This is a genomic window from Protofrankia coriariae, assembly GCF_001017755.1.
GTDB lineage: Bacteria > Actinomycetota > Actinomycetes > Frankiales > Frankiaceae > Protofrankia > Protofrankia coriariae.
This window is the reverse complement of the sequence record NZ_JWIO01000052.1, coordinates 10,859-30,079: the sequence shown is the minus strand read 5'-3', so window position 1 is coordinate 30,079 and position 19,221 is coordinate 10,859. Positions and strand designations below refer to the sequence as shown.

13 protein-coding genes (1 of these 13 running past the window's edge) are annotated in these 19,221 nt (G+C 71.2%); 4 read left to right on the top strand and 9 right to left on the bottom strand.

Annotated elements, in window-relative coordinates; genetic code table 11:
* Nucleotides 1–2,953 (top strand): aminomethyl-transferring glycine dehydrogenase subunit GcvPB (gene gcvPB, locus FrCorBMG51_RS21665; protein ID WP_047224857.1); only part of this gene is annotated, 2,953 nt, incomplete at its 5' end.
* Nucleotides 2,954–3,018: 65 nt separating this feature from the next.
* Here the strand turns inward: gcvPB and FrCorBMG51_RS21660 are convergent.
* From FrCorBMG51_RS21660 to FrCorBMG51_RS21650, 3 genes are all read right to left on the bottom strand, one after another.
* A complete protein-coding gene (locus FrCorBMG51_RS21660; RefSeq protein WP_157180616.1) occupies nt 3,019–3,585 on the bottom strand; it encodes a DUF5134 domain-containing protein in 567 nt (188 codons plus the stop codon).
* Between the two features lie 360 nt (nt 3,586–3,945).
* Nucleotides 3,946–4,236 carry a hypothetical protein gene (locus tag FrCorBMG51_RS21655; RefSeq protein ID WP_235433799.1) on the bottom strand — a complete coding sequence of 97 codons (291 nt, stop codon included), beginning with the start codon at nt 4,234–4,236 and terminating at the stop codon, nt 3,946–3,948.
* Between the two features lie 284 nt (nt 4,237–4,520).
* Nucleotides 4,521–5,183, bottom strand: a complete 663-nt coding sequence (locus tag FrCorBMG51_RS21650) for a hypothetical protein (protein ID WP_047224855.1) — start codon at nt 5,181–5,183, stop codon at nt 4,521–4,523.
* Nucleotides 5,184–5,912: 729 nt separating this feature from the next.
* Here FrCorBMG51_RS21650 and FrCorBMG51_RS21645 point away from each other — a divergent pair.
* Nucleotides 5,913–6,983 carry a glycosyltransferase family protein gene (locus tag FrCorBMG51_RS21645; protein ID WP_047224854.1) on the top strand — a complete coding sequence of 357 codons (1,071 nt, stop codon included), beginning with the start codon at nt 5,913–5,915 and terminating at the stop codon, nt 6,981–6,983.
* A gap of 56 nt (nt 6,984–7,039) precedes the next feature.
* Here FrCorBMG51_RS21645 and FrCorBMG51_RS21640 read toward each other — a convergent pair whose 3' ends face one another.
* Nucleotides 7,040–7,798 carry a TetR/AcrR family transcriptional regulator gene (locus FrCorBMG51_RS21640; protein WP_047224853.1) on the bottom strand — a complete coding sequence of 253 codons (759 nt, stop codon included), beginning with the start codon at nt 7,796–7,798 and terminating at the stop codon, nt 7,040–7,042.
* Between the two features lie 109 nt (nt 7,799–7,907).
* Between FrCorBMG51_RS21640 and FrCorBMG51_RS32025 the strand changes: the two genes are divergently transcribed.
* Together FrCorBMG51_RS32025 and FrCorBMG51_RS32020 are read left to right on the top strand one after the other, a co-directional pair.
* Nucleotides 7,908–9,335: an MMPL family transporter gene (locus FrCorBMG51_RS32025; protein WP_235433798.1), complete on the top strand. Its 1,428-nt coding sequence runs from the start codon at nt 7,908–7,910 to the stop codon at nt 9,333–9,335.
* On the top strand, nt 9,332–10,234 hold the full coding sequence (locus tag FrCorBMG51_RS32020; RefSeq protein WP_235433797.1) for an MMPL family transporter: 903 nt from the start codon (nt 9,332–9,334) through the stop codon (nt 10,232–10,234). Before FrCorBMG51_RS32025 ends, FrCorBMG51_RS32020 begins: the two co-directional genes overlap by 4 nt.
* 921 nt (nt 10,235–11,155) lie before the next feature.
* Here the strand turns inward: FrCorBMG51_RS32020 and FrCorBMG51_RS21630 are convergent.
* The 5 genes from FrCorBMG51_RS21630 to FrCorBMG51_RS21610 form a co-directional block, all read right to left on the bottom strand.
* Nucleotides 11,156–12,601 (bottom strand): glutamine synthetase family protein, encoded by a 1,446-nt coding sequence (locus tag FrCorBMG51_RS21630; RefSeq protein ID WP_052914926.1) that lies wholly within the window; start codon nt 12,599–12,601, stop codon nt 11,156–11,158.
* 97 nt (nt 12,602–12,698) lie between these two features.
* Nucleotides 12,699–15,041, bottom strand: coding sequence for an IucA/IucC family protein (locus FrCorBMG51_RS21625; protein ID WP_139342125.1), 2,343 nt, complete (start codon nt 15,039–15,041; stop codon nt 12,699–12,701).
* A complete protein-coding gene (locus FrCorBMG51_RS21620) occupies nt 15,038–16,603 on the bottom strand; it encodes a lysine N(6)-hydroxylase/L-ornithine N(5)-oxygenase family protein (RefSeq protein ID WP_047224851.1) in 1,566 nt (521 codons plus the stop codon). Before FrCorBMG51_RS21620 ends, FrCorBMG51_RS21625 begins: the two co-directional genes overlap by 4 nt.
* Nucleotides 16,600–18,729, bottom strand: a complete 2,130-nt coding sequence (locus FrCorBMG51_RS21615; RefSeq protein WP_052914925.1) for an IucA/IucC family protein — start codon at nt 18,727–18,729, stop codon at nt 16,600–16,602. The genes FrCorBMG51_RS21620 and FrCorBMG51_RS21615 overlap by 4 nt, the downstream gene beginning before the upstream one ends.
* Nucleotides 18,726–19,221, bottom strand: the 3' end of a protein-coding gene (locus FrCorBMG51_RS21610) for a diaminobutyrate--2-oxoglutarate transaminase family protein (RefSeq protein WP_052914924.1). It continues 1,010 nt past the right edge of the window; only the last 496 of its 1,506 coding nucleotides appear in the window; the start codon falls outside the window, past its right edge — the gene reads right to left on this strand; its stop codon occupies nt 18,726–18,728. Before FrCorBMG51_RS21610 ends, FrCorBMG51_RS21615 begins: the two co-directional genes overlap by 4 nt.

The window sequence follows — 19,221 nt, the reverse complement described above, 5'->3', positions numbered from 1 at the left end:
TGCCAGCCTGGACGCGCTGGTCACGACCGCGGTGCCGGAGGTGATCCGCGACGACACCCTCGAGCTGCCTTCGGCGGCGAGCGAGCCGGAGGTGCTCGCCGAGCTGCGCCGGCTGGGCAGCCGGAACCGCCCGGTGCCCTCGATGATCGGCCTCGGCTACCACCCGGCGGTGCTGCCCGGGGTGATCCAGCGCAACGTCCTGGAGAACCCGGCCTGGTACACGGCGTACACCCCATACCAGCCGGAGATCTCCCAGGGACGTCTGGAGGCGCTGCTCAACTTCCAGACCATGATCGCCGATCTGACCGGTCTCGCGACGGCCGGGGCCTCGCTGCTGGACGAGTCGACCGCCGCGGCCGAGGCCATGCAGCTCGCCCGGCGGGCCGCGAAGAAGCCCGACACACGGTTCGTCGTGGACGTCGGGACGCTGCCGCAGACGATCGCGGTGCTGCGCACCCGCGCCAGGGCGCTGGGGATCGACGTGGTGGTCATGGACCTCTCGGCTGGCATACCGGAACACCTGGCCGAGTCGGCGTTCGGCGTCCTGCTGGCGTATCCGGCCGCCGACGGCGCGCTGCGGGACCCGCGCGCGGTGATCGAACAGGCCCACAGCCACGGGATCGTCGTGGCGGTGGCGGTCGACCCGCTGGCGCTGACGCTGCTGGCCGCACCGGGTGAGTTCGGGGCGGACATCGCGGTCGGCAGCGCACAGCGGTTCGGGCTGGGCCTGGGCTTCGGCGGCCCGCACGCGGGCTTCATCGCGGTGCGCGCCGGCCTGGAACGGTCGCTGCCCGGCCGGCTGGTCGGGGTGTCGGTGGACGCCGACGGCGAGCCCGCCTACCGGCTGGCCCTGCAGACCCGGGAGCAGCACATCCGCCGGGAGAAGGCCACCAGCAACATCTGCACGGCACAGGTGCTGCCGGCCGTGCTGGCCTCGATGTACACCGTCTACCACGGCCCGCGGGGGCTGGCGGGGATCGCCGAGCGGGTGCACGGCCACGCGGTACGCCTCGCCGCGGGGCTGCGCGCCGGCGGGGTGCGGGTCGTCCACGACCACTTCTTCGACACGGTGCTCGCGCAGGTGCCGTCCCGGGCGGCCGAAACGGTCGCCGCGGCGCTCGCCGGCGGGCTGAACCTGCGTCTGGTCGACGCCGACCACGTCGGCATCTCCTGTAACGAGACGACGCTGGACGCCGACCTGCACGCGGTGTGGGCGGCGTTCGGGGTGCCGCCGCTGCCCTCCCCGTCGATGGTCGCGCTGCCGGCGCGGAAGGCGACAGCCGCCGGCGCCGCTACCGCGGGCGGCGCCATCCCAGGTATAGCTACCATCGGTGCTCGATCTGACGCCGGTGGTGGCGGCCCTGCGATCCCGGCGGAGCTGGTACGGGCGAGTCCCTACCTGGAACATCCGGTGTTCCACCTGTACCGGTCCGAGACGGCGATGCTGCGTTACCTGCGCCGCCTCGCCGACAAGGACCTGGCGCTCGACCGCGGCATGATCCCGCTCGGCTCCTGCACGATGAAGCTGAACGCCACGACCGAGATGGCCGCGGTGACCTGGCCGGACTTCGCCGACATCCACCCGTTCGCGCCGCTGGACCAGGCCGCCGGCTACCTGGAGCTCATCCGCGACCTCGAGAAGTGGCTGGTGGCGATCACCGGCTACGCGGCCGTGTCGTTGCAGCCGAACGCGGGCAGCCAGGGGGAGCTCGCCGGGCTGCTGGCCATCCGCGCCTACCACCGCGACCACGCCGTGGAGGGCCGGCCGGTCCGGGACGTCTGCCTGATCCCGTCGTCGGCGCACGGGACGAACGCGGCGAGCGCGGTCATGGCCGGGATGCGGGTCGTGGTGGTCGCCTGCGACAGCGACGGCAACGTGGACCTGGAAGATCTGGCCGCGAAGGCGTCCGCCTACTCCGACCGGCTGGCGGCGCTGATGGTGACCTACCCGTCGACGCACGGTGTCTACGAGGAGGGCATCGGGCGGGCGTGCGACCTGGTGCACTCCTGCGGCGGCCTGGTCTACGTCGACGGCGCGAACCTCAACGCCCTGGTGGGGCTGGCCAGGCCGGGGACGTTCGGGGCGGACGTGAGCCACCTGAACCTGCACAAGACGTTCTGCATCCCGCACGGCGGCGGCGGCCCGGGCGTCGGCCCGGTCGCGGTGGTCGAACGGCTCGCGCCCTACCTGCCCAACCATCCGCTGCGGCCCGAGGCGGGGCCGGCCACCGGTATCGGGCCGATCGCCGGGGCGCCGTGGGGGTCGGCGGGCATCCTGATGATCCCCTGGGCGTACATCCGGCTGATGGGCGCCGCCGGGCTGCGCCGGGCCACCTCGGTGGCGGTCCTCAACGCCAACTACATCGCCTGGCGGGTGTCGTCCCACTACCCGGTGCTCTACACCGGACGTGACGGACTGGTCGCGCACGAGTGCATCCTCGACCTGCGCCCGCTGACGAAACGCACCGGGGTGACCGTGGACGACGTGGCCAAGCGGCTGATCGACTACGGTTTCCACGCGCCGACGATGTCGTTCCCGGTACCCGGGACGTTGATGGTCGAGCCGACCGAGAGCGAGGACCTGACCGAGATCGAACGGTTCTGCCGGGCGATGATCTCGATCCGGCGGGAGGCCGACCTGGTCGGCGCGGGCACCTGGCCGGCGACCGACAACCCACTGCGCAACGCCCCGCACACGGCGTCCATGCTGGTGGCGGACGAGTGGGAGCACCCGTACTCCCGGACGGTGGCGGCCTACCCGGTCGCCTCCCTGCGGGAGTCGAAGTACTGGCCGCCGGTACGCCGGATCGACGGCGCCTACGGCGACCGCAACCCGGTCTGCACCTGCCCGCCCGTGACGACGTTCACCGACCAGGACGAGGACATCGCGTTTGCCGACGGCGCGCCGGCCGCCCCCCACATCGTGGGGGTACCGGCCGATGCCCGCGGCTGACCCGACGAGACCCGCCCCGAAGCGGATCGACGCGGCGCGTAGGCCGGCCGGATCGTCGCGCCCTGTCAGGGGGTCGGGATCGTCGCGAACATGGCGACCATGCCGGCACTCATGATCAGGCGGCAGCCGTGGACGCGGACGGACGCGCCCCGCGCCCTGCTCACGAACGGGTCGGCCAGTTGGGCGGTCAGCTGGCCAGCCGGCCCGCCCGCCGGGTACGGGCGTGTCTCCGCCGGGTACGGGCGTGCCGTCAGGCGCAGCACCAGGGTGACCGCCGTGAGGACGGTCAGCGCCGTGAAAAGCAGGAAGAAACCGATGGTGAGGTCGTCCGCCGACCACCACCGCAGCGCGTTCATGTACGCCATCGCCAGGCCCTCGACGGCGAGCAGCGCGCAGCAGCAGGTCCCGGTCACGCCAGCGTCGTGATGGCCGCCCGGGCCCGGTTGCCGAAAGCGTTCCGGATCATCTCTTCGGATCACGTTGACGGTCAGGAAGACCGATGAAAGGAGCAGATAACCCCAGGCCAGCGTAGCTCCGGCGAGAATTCGGTCGGTGCGGGCCTGCCAGGCCGGCGGGCTGAACATGTACGCCATGCCGGCCGCTACGAGAAAATGGCCGGTTTCGGTCAGCACGACGATCCGGTTCCCGTCAACGCGTGCCGTTCGCACCGACCTCCAGGCGTGCCAGGCGTGAAATACCGCGAGAACGGCGAACACCAGAGCCGCGACAGACCAGAGCGGGCCATCGGCCGTGCTGGTTGTGTCCGCGACCCCCGGTACATGGTGCATTGCGGCACCGCCTGGTCATGCCAAGGTCCACGTTCACACGGAAAATCCTGGAAAGTTCCGGAAAATCCTGTTCCGGGGACGGCTGGATAGGCTCCGGCCGGACCTGGAACCGGGCCGGCCGGAGCCGTGTGACCATATATCCTTGCTTTGTCCCTGCCCGTGTTTTTCGGTACCAGCTACTGATCGGCGACTACTGCCCGGCGATTACTGCCCGGCCGCATCCTGGATGCCGGAGGTGACAGCCAGCGCCGAGTCGAGGACGCTTTCCAGCGCCCCGGACTTCGCCTGATCGATTATTTCGTAGAGCTGGTCGACGCTCATCTGTACCTGCTGGCCGAAGTCGTCCATGAGCACGATCCGGCGTTCGGCCGGGGCGTCGTGGTCGACGAACAGCTGCGGACAGCCACAACTGCACTTTCCGCAGAAGGTCGTCAGGTGCTGCCGGGTCGCCCCGTCGGCATCCGGCACCGCGTCCGCTGGAGTTTCGTCACGCACTGTCCCCACCTCGCCCGCCTGGCCGACGCGTCGGCATGGTCAACCCGCTCGCAACATCACTCACAGCGTAAGGACCCTCACGCCACCCTGTCCGCGTTTCCGCGAAATCACAACGACAACCCCGCCTTGGACCGGGACTCGCCCAAGAAGGTGCGTTCACGCGATGAGCCGCTGCGCGCGCCACGCCTGCCCGGCACGCGCCGACGTCTCGTCCGCGGCGACGATCTCTGTATCGGTCTCGTCGCGGTTGTTGCCGTAGTAGCTGACCGCGCTGGGGTGGGGCGTCAGGGGCAGGATTCCTCGAATTTGGCGATGTTGAGGGTGACGGGGGTGCCCCGCGAGTAGGGCCGGCCGGTGGCCGGTACGGTCGAGCAGATCTTCCAGTTGCTCTCGACGATCGCGATCCGGTCGGCGCCGGTGGCGTCGTGCACCGTGACGCTGGCGTTGTCGCCGAACGCCGCCCGTACGACCTTCAGCGAGCGGCCGGCGAGATCCGGCATGGTCGGGCCGATGCGCGGCAGGGCGGTGTCCGCCTCGCCCGCCCGCGGGCAGGTCTCGTCGAGATGGACCACCCCGAAGTCGACCCTGACGGTGACCGGATGCGGCCCCGCCGCCGGGGACTGGTCGCAGACCTGCCACTGGCGGTCGAGAATCTGCTCGCGGCCGCGCCCGAGCGCGTCGTGGGAGGTCAGGTTCGTGAAGCCGGCCGTCTGCGCGGTGTCCTGGGCGTACTGCAGGCCCTTGCCGATCAGGTTCGGCAACGTGCCGGTCGCGACCGTGCGGGTGGGTGCGGCCGGCCCCGAGGCGTCGGGCGCGCCCGGTGCCGAGACGAAGCCGTCACTCGACGCGCAACCGGTGCCGCCGGCGGCACCGAGCAGGACGAGGAGAGCCATGAGCGGCGGCAGCGCCGACGCGCCACGTGCCCTGGTCACGGCTGTGCCGACCATCGATGCTCCGGCCGCTGATGCTCCGGTTGCTGATGTGCCGGTTGCCGATGCCTCGGTCCTCGGAACTCTGACTGTGCGTGTCAGTGCGTCGCCTGTCGGGAGTGTGCGGCGTGGCGTGACGGCCTCGTGCCGAGATCCTCTCGGCTGAGCCCGTGGCCACCATCGCTGTGTCGACACGTTGTCAGAATGGCGTATGTACCCGTTCCTGTCCGTGAGACCGAACTCTCCGGACCCGCCGACAGGTGATCTTGTTCTGCTGCCTGGCGGTGGGGCCGCCGCGTGGGCTCCCGCGGTCGCGGGAGGCGGGCGTCAGGTCGTTTTCATACTGCTTCAGCACGTTAAGTATCAATATGAATGCATATAGTATCCATAGTCGTAACTTTTACTGACCGAGTTTGGTAAGCGTACGTTAGGGTACTACTGTAACTCGTTGTTACATCTCACGTTGAGGGCTGCGGCGGAACAGATGGGCCGGGAGGTGTCACCCGGCCGGTATCCGTGGTCCGGAGGCAAGGGGGCGCGGAAGAGGTCCTAGCCAACGCCGGGTCACGACCTGCTGCCTGTGCCGGACGGGTGGCGCGACGGGGGAGGGCTGGCTCGGTGGCCGTGGGGGTGGTCCGGCTCATTCAGGGCCTGCGACGACGCGCCGAACACCGTTTCGCGTCGTCTCCGGCCCATTCGAATAAAGGGGGGTAGTTCTCATGGAAAGCTCACGAGAGAGGGGCGTCCGTGCGTACGCTCGACCCCATCACCCTCGACCTCGACGCCATCGAGGCCGGTAAGCTCGCCAGCGGCATCACCCTGAGCCTGCTCATTCCCGCGCGTGGCCCGGAAGCGGCCCGGACGCTGGGTAACATCGTCGCCCTGAATCGCCAGCACTGGATGCTGGAACGCCCGGTGCTGGACGAGATCGGTGTCGTTGTCGATCCGTCGTCCGACGGCGACGAGCACGACCTGATACGTATCGCGACGGAAGCCGGGGCGAGCTGGGTCGTTCGGGGGCGGTCGGTGATCGAACGTCACATGAAACACGAGTCACCCTCCTACGGCGGCAAGGCCGGCGCGATGCGCAGCCTTGCCTACCTGGCATTCGGTGACCGGTTTGTATTTCATGACGCCGACCTGGAGCACTATGACCCGCTCACCGTGGGTCTGCTGGCGGCGGCCGCGACGACCAGCAGCGCGCCGCTGTTCGTCAACGGCAGTTCCCAGCGGGTGACCGGCGACGGCCGGCCCGGCGGGCGTACCACCGAGATGCTGCGCTCCCTGCTCTCCAAACAGCTGGCCCACTACGTCCCCGCCGTCACGACCATCCAGCAGCCGCTCATCGGTGAGTTCGTGGTCGACGCGGATCTCTTCGGCTCGCTGGCCTTTTCCCGCGGGTACGGCGTGGAGACCTCCCTGAAGGTGCTCGCCCTGGATTTCCTGGGCGGTACGGAATGCGTTCAGGTCACATTGCCGGTCAAATACCAGGTCGGTCAGGAATACCGCGACCTCGTCAAGCAGTTCCATGAGATAAGCTTTACGGTCGACGTGCTGGAGGCATATTTCTCCCGCCGTCGGATCGATTCACAGGTGGCGATCTGGGAGATCGCCGACAATTACGACCTGCTGTATCCCGGGCGTACGTACGCGCTGCACCGTCCGCCCGGTTACGACGACGCGGCGTTCGTTCCCCGGCTTGGTTTCTACCAGCCGCTGGCGAATTCGCGGGCCTACCAGGCGCGGATGCCCGAGATCAAGAGCGCGCGCCACGCGGCGCTGAAGGCGCTCGAACGCCGGATGCGGGCGTCCGCGTAAGCGGGCTGGCCGGCCCCGGGCCACGCCGCCGGGGCCGGCCAGCCGTCAGTTCGCTGTTACTCCGGCCGGCCGTGTTCCTGCCGCCCGGGCACGAAGTCGACCGGGCCCTGGTAGCCGCACCGGAGCAGGACGTCGAGCATCTGCTGGTCGAACAGCGCGCCCACGTCCCGGATCGCGGGTGGGAGATGGCCGAACAGCTCCAGGGACAGGAACCCGTGGAGCTGCGTCCAGACGATCAGGCAGGCGGCGAGCCCTTCCGGCGGGATCGTGTTGCGGGTGTCGGCCCGCCATTCCTCAAGTTCGGCGCGCAGTGCCGGCGTGAGTTCGGCGGCGAACCGGGAGGGGTCGATCAACCCGGCGTCGATCGCCTCGGCCATGCAGCGGAACAGCACCGCGACCGAGCGTTCCGTGCCGTCACACGGCTGGCTTGCCGGCGGGGTGTAGCCCAGTCCCAGCGTCCCGAAGATGAGCATGTACTCGGTCACGTGCTCGTGTGACCAGCGGCGGTAGGCGCGGGTGACCTCGAGCCAGCGCCTGGCATGGTTGTCCCTGGGCGCGAGGTCGAAGGCCTCCTCCAGCGTGTCGGCCAGTGAGGCGAACCCGTCGGCCGCCAGCGCGGCGATCAGCTCGTCCCGGCTGGTGAAGTATCGGTAGAGGGCGGATGGCGTGAGCCCCATCGCCCGGGCCACCGCACGCAGGGACACCCCGGCCGCGCCGTGCTCGTCGAGCTGGTCACGGGCAGTCTGTTTGATCTCGTCTATGGTGGCGAGACGGAGGCGCTCGCGTCTGGAGACCGGCTGGGTCACGCTGGCCATGCTGGTTCGTCCGGTGAACACTGTCAACTTTTTCGACTGGATGTCTTGACTGCGCCCGGTGTACGCGAACACTGTTCTCTAGAACGATGACAACTCTCCGGAGGTTCCGGTGTTCGCACGCCTCGCGCGCCTGGTCACACGCCGTCCCGGGCTTGTCCTGCTGGCAACCCTGCTGCTCGTGGGCGCGACGGCCGTGCTCGGCGTCACCGCCTTCGGCAAGCTCCAGACCGGTGGGTTCGACGATCCCCGGTCGGGCTCCACCCACGCCGACCAGGCGGTGGAGGAGCGCTTCGGCGGTCAGCCCAGCCTGGTCCTGCTGGTCACGGCCCGCGCCGGGACGGTGGACGCTCCCGACGCCACGGCCGCCGGCAGGGAGCTCACCCGGGCCCTCGCGGCCGAGCCGGGCGTGAACAGGGCGGTCTCGTACTGGGACGGCGGTGGGCCGCCCCTGCGTTCCGAAAGCGGCAGGCACGCGCTCGTGCTCGCCTACACCTCCGACGACGTGGCGGAGGAACTCGTCGCCCGGTACGAGCAGGCCAGGGACGTCCCCGGCCCGGTGACGGTGACCCCCGGCGGTGCCGCCACCATCGGCGAGAACATCAACGACCAGGTCACCACCGACCTTGCCCTGGCCGAGTCGGTGGCCATCCCGATCACGATGGTGCTGCTCATCGTGGCCTTCGGCGGCGTGGTGGCCGCGCTGCTGCCGCTGGCCGTCGGCGTGGCCGGCATCTTCGGCGGGCTTGCGATCCTCTCCGTCCTCGGCAGCCTCACCGACGTCTCGATCTTCGCGGTCAACCTCACCACGGCCCTGGGTCTGGGCCTGGGTATCGACTACGCCCTGCTGATGGTGAGCCGGTTCCGTGAGGAACTCGCCAGCGGGCGGGACCGCGCCGACGCGGTCGCCACCACCCTGCGGACCGCCGGCCGGACGATCGTCTTCAGCGGCGCCACCGTCGTGGCGGCACTCGCCGTGATGCTCGTCTTCCCGCCCTACTTCCTGAAGTCGATGGCCTATGCCGGTATCGCCGTGACGGTCTTCGCGGTCCTCAGCGCGACCGTGGCCCTGCCGGCCATACTTGTGCTGCTCGGACCGCGGGTCAACGCGCTGCGGGTCGGCGGGCTGATCGGGCTGATCCGCCGCCGGCGGGCCGCTGGAGCGNCCGGCGGGCCGCTGGAGCGGCAGCCGGCCCCCGGGAGGCCTCCGAATCACCCGTCTGGCGCGCCGTCGCCTCCACTGTCATGCGCCGGCCGCTGCTCGCCGGCGTGCCCGCCGTCGCCGTGCTGCTGGTGCTGGGCATCCCCTTTCTGCACGTCTCCTTCGGCACCCCGGACGACCGGGTGCTGCGCGACACCGCATCCAGCCGGCAGGTCGGCGACGTCATCCGGACGGACTTCGCCGCCGACACCGCCGCCGCCACGACCGTCGTGCTGGAGGGGGCGGCTGGCGGCCCCGGCGGGGGCGCTCCGGCTGGCGGGCCCGCACTGGACGGATACGCGCGCGACCTGTCCTCGTTACCGAACGTGGCTCGGGTGAACAGCGCGGCCGGCACCTACGCCGCCGGCCGCCAGGTGACGCCCCCCGCCCCCGCGGACTCCCGGTTCTCCGCCGGTACCTCGACCTATCTCGAGGTGGTCCCCTCGGTCGACCCGGCGTCGGACGCCGGGCAGGATCTCGCCAGGGCCGTGCGCGAGCGACCCGTTCCGGCCGGGACGTCCGTGCTCGTCGGCGGTCCGTCCGCGGTGCTCGTCGACGGCAAGGCGACCATCTCCGACCATCTGCCACTGGCCGTCGGGCTGATCGCGCTGACCACGTTCGTGCTGCTCTTCCTGTTCACCGGCAGCGTCGTCATGCCGCTGAAGGCCCTGGTGCTCAACGCGCTGTCGCTGAGCGCCGTGCTCGGCGCCGCGGTCTGGATCTTCCAGGACGGCCACCTGTCCGGGGCGCTGGGCTTCCTGCCCGGGCCGCTGGACACCTCCATGCCGGTGCTGCTGTTCTGCATCGCGTTCGGCCTGTCCATGGACTACGAGGTGTTCCTGCTGTCTCGGATCAAGGAGGAGTACGACCGGGGCGTCCCGAACACCGAGGCCGTCGCCACCGGCCTCGCCCGCACCGGGCGGATTGTGACCACCGCCGCGGCGCTGCTCGCGGTGACCTTCGTGGCCTTCGCCACGTCGTCGGTGACGTTCATGCAGATGTTCGGCATCGGCACGGCCCTGGCGATAGTCCTGGACGCCACCCTGATCCGCGGGGTGCTGGTACCGGCGTTCATGCGCCTGGCCGGCAACGTCAACTGGTGGGCACCACGGCCGCTGAGCGCCCTGCACGCCCGAATCGGCCTGGTGGAGGCGCCCCGGGCGGAAGTCGCCCATAACGCACCTGTCGAAAATGTGGGAAGCATCGGATATGAGCTGGTAAGACAATCCGAAAAATAAAGCGGTATGCTCGTCATGGTATTTTCTGTTACCGGTCACAATGTGGAAAAAACCATCGAGACGGCATCGCCGGCCCTTGTCACGACCTCGTTTCACGTTCTAGCCTCAATACCGTAGGAGACCCGCTGGACCGTAACCGGACGCACGATTGGCGACGATCGTGACCAGTTCTCCCGGATGCGGTCGTCCGCACCCGTCGGTGACCGCCCGCTTGTACCGGGACGCCGGGTGCGGCGGCGTGGCCGGTATCCAACTGAATCTTGCGGCAGAGGTGGTGGAGCTGCTGCCGCACGGCTCGCGGGGGCGGCCGTGGACGGATCGGCCGCCCCCGCGAGCGACCCGGGAGCCTGGCTTTCCAGGACGCCGCGCAGGTGGGGTGTGCGGTCCCTGTCCGACGCCCCTGTCCGACGCCCCTGTCCGACGCCTCTGTACGACTGTGCCCAGCCATGCCCGGCCGTTGCCGAAGCCGGCCGGCAATCCGTGCCCGGATATCTGCCGGACCATGCACATGACGGATGGACGGTCAGGACAAAACCGTTTTCGCGGGCAGTCTCCGGCCCGGAACACGGTTTTTCGGCCCGAAACACCGTGCGCTGACCCGGAATAGCGCAGGGCCGGAACGGCGCGAGGTCGAGACGGCGCAGGACCGGAACAGCGCGAAATCCGGATCGGCGCAAAATTTGGAACAACACGGGCACTGGAGCGGCGCCCGGAAGGGGACGACCGCCGTGGGCGCCGCGGACGGCGTCGGAACAGCATGGGACCCGGGCCGGCGTCCGGTGCGGCTTCGTCGACACCGGTGCCATGGACGATCCGGCTCGTCGGAACCGTACGGGACACCAGCGCGCCGTACGGGGCCCAGCGCGCTGTACGGGACCCGGAGTAACCGTCCGGCGCTCGTCCCACCGACGTGCCGGTGACTCACAGGCGCTCGAAGGCGCGGCGGCGTTCCCAGTCGGTGACGGTCGTCTCGTAGGAGGCGAGCTCGGCATCGGCGGCGTGCGCGAGATGGTCGACAACGTCGTCGCCGAACGCCGCCCGCGCGATCTCGCTGGAACGCCACAGCCGTTGCGCCTGCCGTAACGTCCTGGGCAGACGCGCCACCCCGGGCGCGGTGAACGCGTTCCCGGCCGTCGCCGGTGGCAGCGCAAGGTCGTTGTCGATCCCGTACAGGCCGGCCGCGATGATCCCGGCGACCGCCAGGTACGGGTTGGCGTCACCACCGGGCACCCGATGCTCGATCCGCAGCGAGCGGCCGGAGCCGACGACCCGCACCGGGCAGGTGCGGTTGTCCCGTCCCCAGGCGATACCGGTCGGCGCGAACGAGCCCGGAGCGGCGAGCCGCTTGTAGGAGTTGACGGTCGGCGCGAACAGCAGGGCGAACTCGGCCATGCAGGCGAGCTGCCCGGCCACGAACGACCGCATCAGCTTCGACATCCCGGCGAGATCCGCCCGCTCGGCCGACTCCTCGTCGGGTGCTGCCCGCCCGTCTTCCAACGGCTCGGCGGCGAACAGCGTCGCGCCGTCCCGCCCCCGCAGGGACAGGTGAACATGGCAGGAGTTTCCCTCTCCTTGATCATATTTTGCCATAAAGGTCACTGCCTGACCGGCCTGCGCGGCAAGGTTTTTCGCCGTCGTCTTGTAGAGGACGTGGTTGTCGCAGGTACTCATCGCGTCGTCGTAGCGGAAGACGATCTCGTACTGGCCCGGATGGACCTCCGCCCGGGCCGACTCGACCCGCACCCCCGCGTCCGCCATGGCCCGCCTGATCGTCCGGACCAGCCCGTCCATCTCGGACGTCCCGATCAGGGAGTAGTCGACGTTGTACCGGGACGCCGAGGTCAGGCCGCCGTACGAGCGGTCGGCCGCCTGCTGGTAGGACTCGGTGAACACCAGGAACTCCAGCTCGGTACCGGCGAGCGCGGCCAGCCCCCGGGTGTAGAGCCGGTCGAGCTGCGCGCGCAGGACGGCCCGGGGCGCGACGCGGACCATGCCGCCAGCCGGCCACCAGGCATCCGCGAACACCACGGCCGAGCGGGGATGCCACGGAGCGCGGCGCAGAGTCGCGAGGTCCGGTACGAGCCGGAAGTCCCCGAAGCCGGTGTCCCAGGGCGCGAAGGCGTAGCCGGCGTCGGTGTCCATCTCGACGTCCACGGCGAGCAGATAGGCGCAGGCGGGCAGGCCGCGTGCGAGCACGTCCTCGATGAAGTGATCCACCGACGCCCCGCTGCCCTGAAGACGCCCCTGCAGGTCGGGAAGGCCCACGAGCACTTCGTCGATGCTGTCCGGGGAACGCGTGGACGCCGCGAGCCGCCGCAGCTCGTCGACGTCGAGGAGGCCGGGATGCCGCCGCGCGGGCCGGTTCAAGCCGGCCGGGTGGTTGCGCGCGGCAGCCGGGCCGACGCTCCCACGCCCGTCGTCCGGCCGGCCGTCATCCGGATGTTCGTCGTCTCGTTGTCGAGGTTCATCGCCGGGCTCTCTCGGTCTTCGGGGGCCTGCTCTTCGGAGTCACGGTGTCGATCGTCACCAGATGCAGGGGACTGGCGACCTGGCCGTGGCTGACATCGAATCCGCCGTCCCGGTCGGGCCGGTCGTGGAAGCCGGTTCCGGCGAGCTGCTCCCGGTTGAGGCAGACCCGGTCGAAGGTGGGCGCCAGCAGGCCGAACAGGGCGAACCGGTCGGCATGTTCGGGAAAGGCGCGGTGATAGTTCTCGATCTCGGCGCGGACCAGCGTCCAGAACTCCCGCTCGTCGACGCCGAGATGGTCCTCGAGGATGACCGCGAAGAACCGGAAGTGTCCCGCGCACAGCGCTGACAGGATCGAGTGGGCGAGGTCGGACGCGGGCCAGCGCCGCAGGTACCGCGCGGCGGACGCCGGCAGGTCCGCCTGCTCGGGCCAGCCACGCCGGTCATCACCGGTGTGGGCGGCGTCGACCAGTTCTATGTCGGCTCCGAAGTCCTTGATCGCTATTCGGGTCGGGGCGTCGTCACCGTCGAAGACGAGGACGACGTTCTCGCCGTGCGGGGTGAAGGCGACGCCGTAGACGTACAGGTAGTGCAGCAGCGGCGGCAGCAGGCAGGACAGCAGCGCCCGCAGCCACTCCCGCGCCCCGCGGCCCGAGCGGGCCACCAGCTCGCCGACCAGCGCCCGGCCGTCGGAGCCGACGAGCAGCAACGACGCGAACGTCCGGGCCCGTTCGCCGGGGGCGAGCAGGCTCTCGACCGGCTGCCGCCACAGGACGCCCAGCAGCTCGTGGAAGCGGTACGGCGCACGCGCCAGCTCCCCGTACGCGCTGTGGGTGACGGTGGCCCCGGCGATCTCCGGCAGCGGCAGCACCCGTGTGACGTCCCGCAGGAACGCGTCGGCGTCCCGGATGCCGACCAGCCAGGCGGAGGTGTCCGGGCCGGCGTGGGCGTCGTCGGCTGACATCCCTCGCCACACCAGTGTGTTACGAATCATTAGCGCAAGTTTGACATTGAACCGTGCTGGACGGTCGATATTCACCAAAGTACGCACAGATTGTAGCGGAAGGTAGCGATCTGGTGCCTTGCCGAGCAGCACCAACCGGCCGGTCGCGATCTCGGCGGCGAACAGCGGCGCGATCACGTGTTCCCACTGCCAGGGATGCACCGGCAGCCAGACGTACTCCTCATGGGTGGCGGCCGGCTCCCCCTGGGACGGAGCCTGTTCCTCTCGGCCCCGGCCATCCGGTGGATCAGCCACCGGTTCTCCCCGGGGCGGAGCCGGCCGTGCCGGAGCGGTGCCCGGCTCCGCGGGCCGGCCGTCGTCACGGTCCGTCCCAGCCTCCGCGCCACTGCCCGCGGTCGCGAGCCAGGTTGCCAGCGTCGTTGCGAACGCGGCCCGGGTGGACGGGTCGAGCTCGGCCGCCAACAGCCGCCGCTGGGTGAGAACGCCGCCACGGGCGTCCGGGTCGTCCGCACCGGCCGGTCCGGCACCGCCGGATCCGGCGGTCGGGAAGCTGGCGGTCGTAAAACCGGCGGACGCGAAGGTGGCCAGCTCCGGATGCGCGGCTACCCACAGCAGCCGCAGGGGGGTGGCCGCCTCCGGGGTGTAACGGCCCGCGTCGGTGAGACCGAAGCCCAGCCGTCCCTTGTTCGCGACCATGCACGGATGCCCGGTGGCGAAGCCCTCGATCTCGGTGTAGGTCGCGTCCGCGAGCTCGGCAGCGGGGCGTGCGGCGGCGAGCAGCCGCACATCGGCGGCGTGCGTCGCGGTCAGCTCACGGACGACGTCCGCGGTGACGTCGTCCGGCCAGTCCAGCAGACCCGCGGCGTCCAGGACGAAACGCACCGGGTCGTCCGCTGGGACCGGGCCGCGCGACGTGGCGTACCCGCCGGGATCCGTTGGCGCCGGATCGTCCGCGGAGGCCGACCGGCCACCAGGCCGGCTACCCGGCCGGCCATCCGGCCAGCCCGGCCGGTCCGGCCGGCCGGATGGGCCCGCGCGACGCAGCGAGGCGGCGTCCAACCACCAGGTGCCGAACGTGCCGCGGCGGGCGGTGAACGTGTAGCTGACATCACCGCAGGTCAGCCGGTAACCGGCCGGTTCACCGCGCCCGACGCGCGCCACCGGGGGCGTAGCTGTGGACAGGTCCGCCGACTCGGTCACGCCCGCGAGGTTCGCGGTACCCGCCGGGCTCGCGGGATTCGTCGCGTCCGTCGGGTTCGCGGTGCTCGCGGTGCTGGCGACGGGCTGCGGGTGCAGCAGTTCCTCGTAGGAGAACTCCGCGATCAGCTTTGCCAGCAGGGCCTGCCCGGCCGCCCGCCACAGATGCGGCCGGCTCACGGCCCGTTCCTGTCCGTCCACTGCCCACCTCCGCCGGTTGGCGCGGGCACGTCACCGCGCCGCGGGCGCACGGCCGGGCCGGCAGCCGGCCCAGCTCCCGTGTCCGTCGATCCGGCCGCCGGACCGGTGGTCGGCCGGGACATGCCAGAAGCAGGACCGGGGCCGGGCGCCGGCGTGTCGGTGGGCGCGCCGAAGGTCGTGAAAGCCGATCGTGGCGGGACGCGGTAGGCCGCGCCGCCGGTCAGGTCGTCGAGGATCACCGCCGCCCGCCAGGCGCCCAGGCCGAGGTCTGGCGTGCCGACCCCGTGGGTGTGCAGTTCGGCGTTCTGGACGTAGATCCGTCCGCTGACCCGCGGCGCGGTCGCGAGCCGGTAGGCCGCGTCCACCTGGTACCGGCCGGCGGCGTCGAGGTCGAGCAGGTCCGCGACCGGGCCGAGCAGCGTGGGCCGGCGGGCGGCGTACCCGGTCGCGAGCACGACCCGGTCGGTCTCGACCGTGAACACTCGGTCCTGCGGGACGTGCCGGCAGATCAGCCTGATCCGCCCGGCCGCTGTCCGCGTCCCCGACTCGATCGTGACGTGGGGCAGCAGGGCCGCGTCCACGGCCGCGCCGGCGACGGTCCGTTCGTACAGCAGATCGTAGATCTCCGCGATCGTCTCGGCGTCGATGCCCTTGTACAGCTGCCACTGGCTGGGCAGGAGCGCGTCCTTGGCCGACTGGTCCAGACCGTGGAAGTACCGGACGTAGTCGGGTGTGAACTGTTCCAGGCCCAGCTTGGAGTACTCCATCGGGGCGAAGGCCGGCGTCCGTGTGATCCAGTGCAGGGCCTGGCCGGTTTCCGGCTGGGCGCGCAGCAGGTCGAGGAAGACCTCCGCGCCGGACTGCCCCGAGCCGACGACGGTCACGTGCCCGGCGCCGGCCAGGGCGGCCCGCCGCGTCCGGTACTCGGCGGAGTGGAACACCTCCGGCCCGAGCAGCCCGGCGAACGCCGCCGGCACCGACGGTTCGGTCCCCACCCCCAGCACGATGTTGCGGGCCAGCGCCGTCCGGGTGGTCCGGGCAGCGAGGGTGTGGCCGTCGGCCTGGGCACTCACCTCGACCTCGAACAGCCCGGTGTCCGGACGCCAGCGCAGCGCGTCCACCCGGGAGCCGAAACGGGTGGCGGCCAGGCCGGTGGCCACCCAGCGGCAGTAGTCGTCGTACTCCTGCCGCAGCAGGTGGAAGCGTTCGTGGAAGTAGAACCGGAACAACCGGTCGTGCGCGTGCAGATAGGACAGGAACGACCAGCGGCTGGTCGGGTCGGCGAGGGTGACCAGGTCGGCGAGGAAGGGCACCTGCAGCCGGGTGCCCGGCAGCAGCAGGCCGGGATGCCAGGAGAACCCCGGCCTGGCCTCGAAGAACCGGGTGCGCAGCCCGGGCAGCCCGTCGGCGAGCGCGGCCAGCGAGAGGTTGAACGGCCCCAACCCGACGCCCACCAGGTCGAACGGCTCGTCCCGTTCGTTCGACTCGTCCCGCCTGCGCTGTTCGTCCGGGCGGTCCTGGTCGGACGGGTGGGTGCTCACGATCCGAGCTCCGTGACGAGCGGGTTGGGGATGTCGACGTACAGCGACTGGGTGGCGACCGGGCCGGCCAGTTCGTCGCGCCCGTCGACCGCTGTCGCGAAGTTCGCCTTGCAGCGCAGGACGGGGGAGTCCAGCAGCAGGCCGAACAGGTCCGGCACGGCCACGCCGTCGGCGGCCAGGTCGGCGCGCATGCGCACCAGCATGACGCGCACGGCGGCCAGCAGGTGGGTCTCGTCCGCCCGGTTGGCGGCGCCCAGAGCGCCGATCACCCCGAACACGTTGTTGATCATAAGATAGTAGAGCACCCGTTCGTCCACGAGGGCGTTGTCGAAGATCGCGGCTAGCCCGTCGCCGAACCCGGGCACGGCCCGGCGGACGGCATCCGCGTGGGACGCGGCGACATAGTAGCCCTGGCTGTCGCGGTACCAGCCGGCCGTGGGCCGGCCGTGGTCGTCCAAGGTGACCAGGCAGTTCTGCTGGTGCGCCTCCAGGCCGACCCCGTGGCGCGCGTACAGGTCGAGCGCCGGCGCGGCGACGACCCGCAGGTAGCGGGCGAACCAGTCGGCGGCGACCTCGGCGGCGGGCCGCCCGGCCCGTGCCGCGAGCCCGTCGACGATCCTGACGAGCATGGACGGGCCGGGGTCGGTGGGGTTGGCGGGGTCGGCGCGCACGGTCCGGTCCGGGCGGTCGGCGACCAGCCCGGCCACGCACACCACCCGGTCGTCCACACCGAACGGGTTCACCCGGATCGCGCTGTCCAGCCCCAGGCTGGACACGCTCGCGGCCCCCGGGGCCGGACTCCCTGCGCTCGGAGGGTCGAGGCCGACCCATGCCGGATCCTCGAGCAGGTGGAAGTCGGGATGGGCGCCGGCCAGCCAGTCCCGCAGGCCCGTGTCGAGCAGCGCGCTGATCTGGACGCCCAGCTCCAGTTCGTCGCGCAGGTTGATCCGGCGGGAGTTGGTGATCCGCATACCCAGGGAAAGTTTGATCATGACTGGTGCGTCCGGCCGCCACACAGTGCGCAGCGACGCCGTCGGATACCACGGTGGCCCGGCCGGGCCGAGAGCCACCAGCAGACCATCGGCGATCATGGCGGTGGCGTCCGGCCGGGTACGTAGGTAGCGGGCCTGCCAGGGGTGTGCCGGCAGGAGCAGGTAGCCGGCGGGGGCGACAGGCAGGTCGCGGTCGGGCAGCAGGCGGCGTAGGAGCTCCGCCGGGCCGCGGCCGGCGATCGTCCCGCCCGAGGCCGCCACCGACGGGTGGGCAGCGAACCAGTGCAGGGCAAAGGAGCCATACAACTCTGGAGAGTATGTGGCCAGCTCCTCCGCTGACGCACCTTCGCGGCTCTTCGCCGTCGGATGGAACGGATGCCCGGTTATCAACGCCTGTTCGGCGACAAGGAACAGCGCCGTGCCAGCCGCGTCGCCCGCCGCGTCCGGCACGGTGGACGCGCCCGCCCCGGCCGGCATGGCCACTTCGGCTGGTGTGCCCGGTCCATCCGGTGGCACGACCGGACCAGATGGCGTGGCCGGTGTGGTCGGCCTGGCGGGCCCTCGGCGGGTGGTGGCGCGGGCTTCGATGTGCACGGCGATCCGCCGCAGCGAGTCGATGACGCGGCCGAGGCAGTCCGCGCCCGCCGACGGCGGCAGCCCCTGCCGGCTGGCGATCTCGCGGACGAGCAGGGCAGCCAGCAGCCCGGCGTCCACCGGTGGACCTCCCACGGCCGGGCCTCCTGTGCTCGGACGCCGCGTGGCCCGGCCGCCCGTGGCTGGAGCTTCCCCGATCGGGTTCCCCGGGGCCGCGGCTTCCGTGGTCGAGCCGCTGATGGTCGGCGGGCCGAAGCGATGCCAGCCGCAGGGCGAGCGGTAGCGGACGGGCACCTCCAACGCCAGTCCGGAGGCGGGCAGACCGATCCGCAGCGGGCCGCCGTGGCGGTCCACCGCGATCCCGTTCTCCCGAACCCAGCAGCGCAGCAGCGTCTCGATGACCCGGGCGTCCGCGGCGGTTGCCGCGGCCTGGCCCGGCAGACCCGGCAGGTCAGACCGATCAGACCGATCAGGTGCCGGCCTGTCCGGCGTCCCCGTGGGCGCGCCGCCCAGGGCCGGTGGTACGGGGACGGGCTTCACCGGGGCGGGGAGGCTGCCGCGGTGAGGGCGTCGGCGAGGATGGCCAGTACCCGGTCGGCCTCGGCGTCAGTGATGGTCAGCGGCGGGAGCAGCCGCACCACCGCGTCGTGGCGCCCGCCAAGCTCGACGATCAGGCCTCGGGCCAGGCACTCGGCCCGGACACGGGCGGCCAGGTGGGGGTCTGCCGGCCGGGCACCGAGGGCGTCCGGGCCGGCGTCGGGATCGACCACCTCCAGGCCGATCATGAGCCCGAGTCCGCGGACGTCTCCCACGCAGGGCCGGCCCGCGGCGATCGTCCGCAGGTCGGCCAGCATCCGGGCGCCGACCTCGGCGGCGCGCAGATCCAGGGCTTCGGAGTGGACGAAACGCAGGGTGGCGGCACCGGCGGCCATCGCGAGCTGGTTGCCGCGGAACGTGCCGGTGTGCGCGCCGGGGGCCCAGCCGTCCAGCTCCTCCCGGTAGGCGATGACGGCCAGCGGCAGGCCGCCGCCG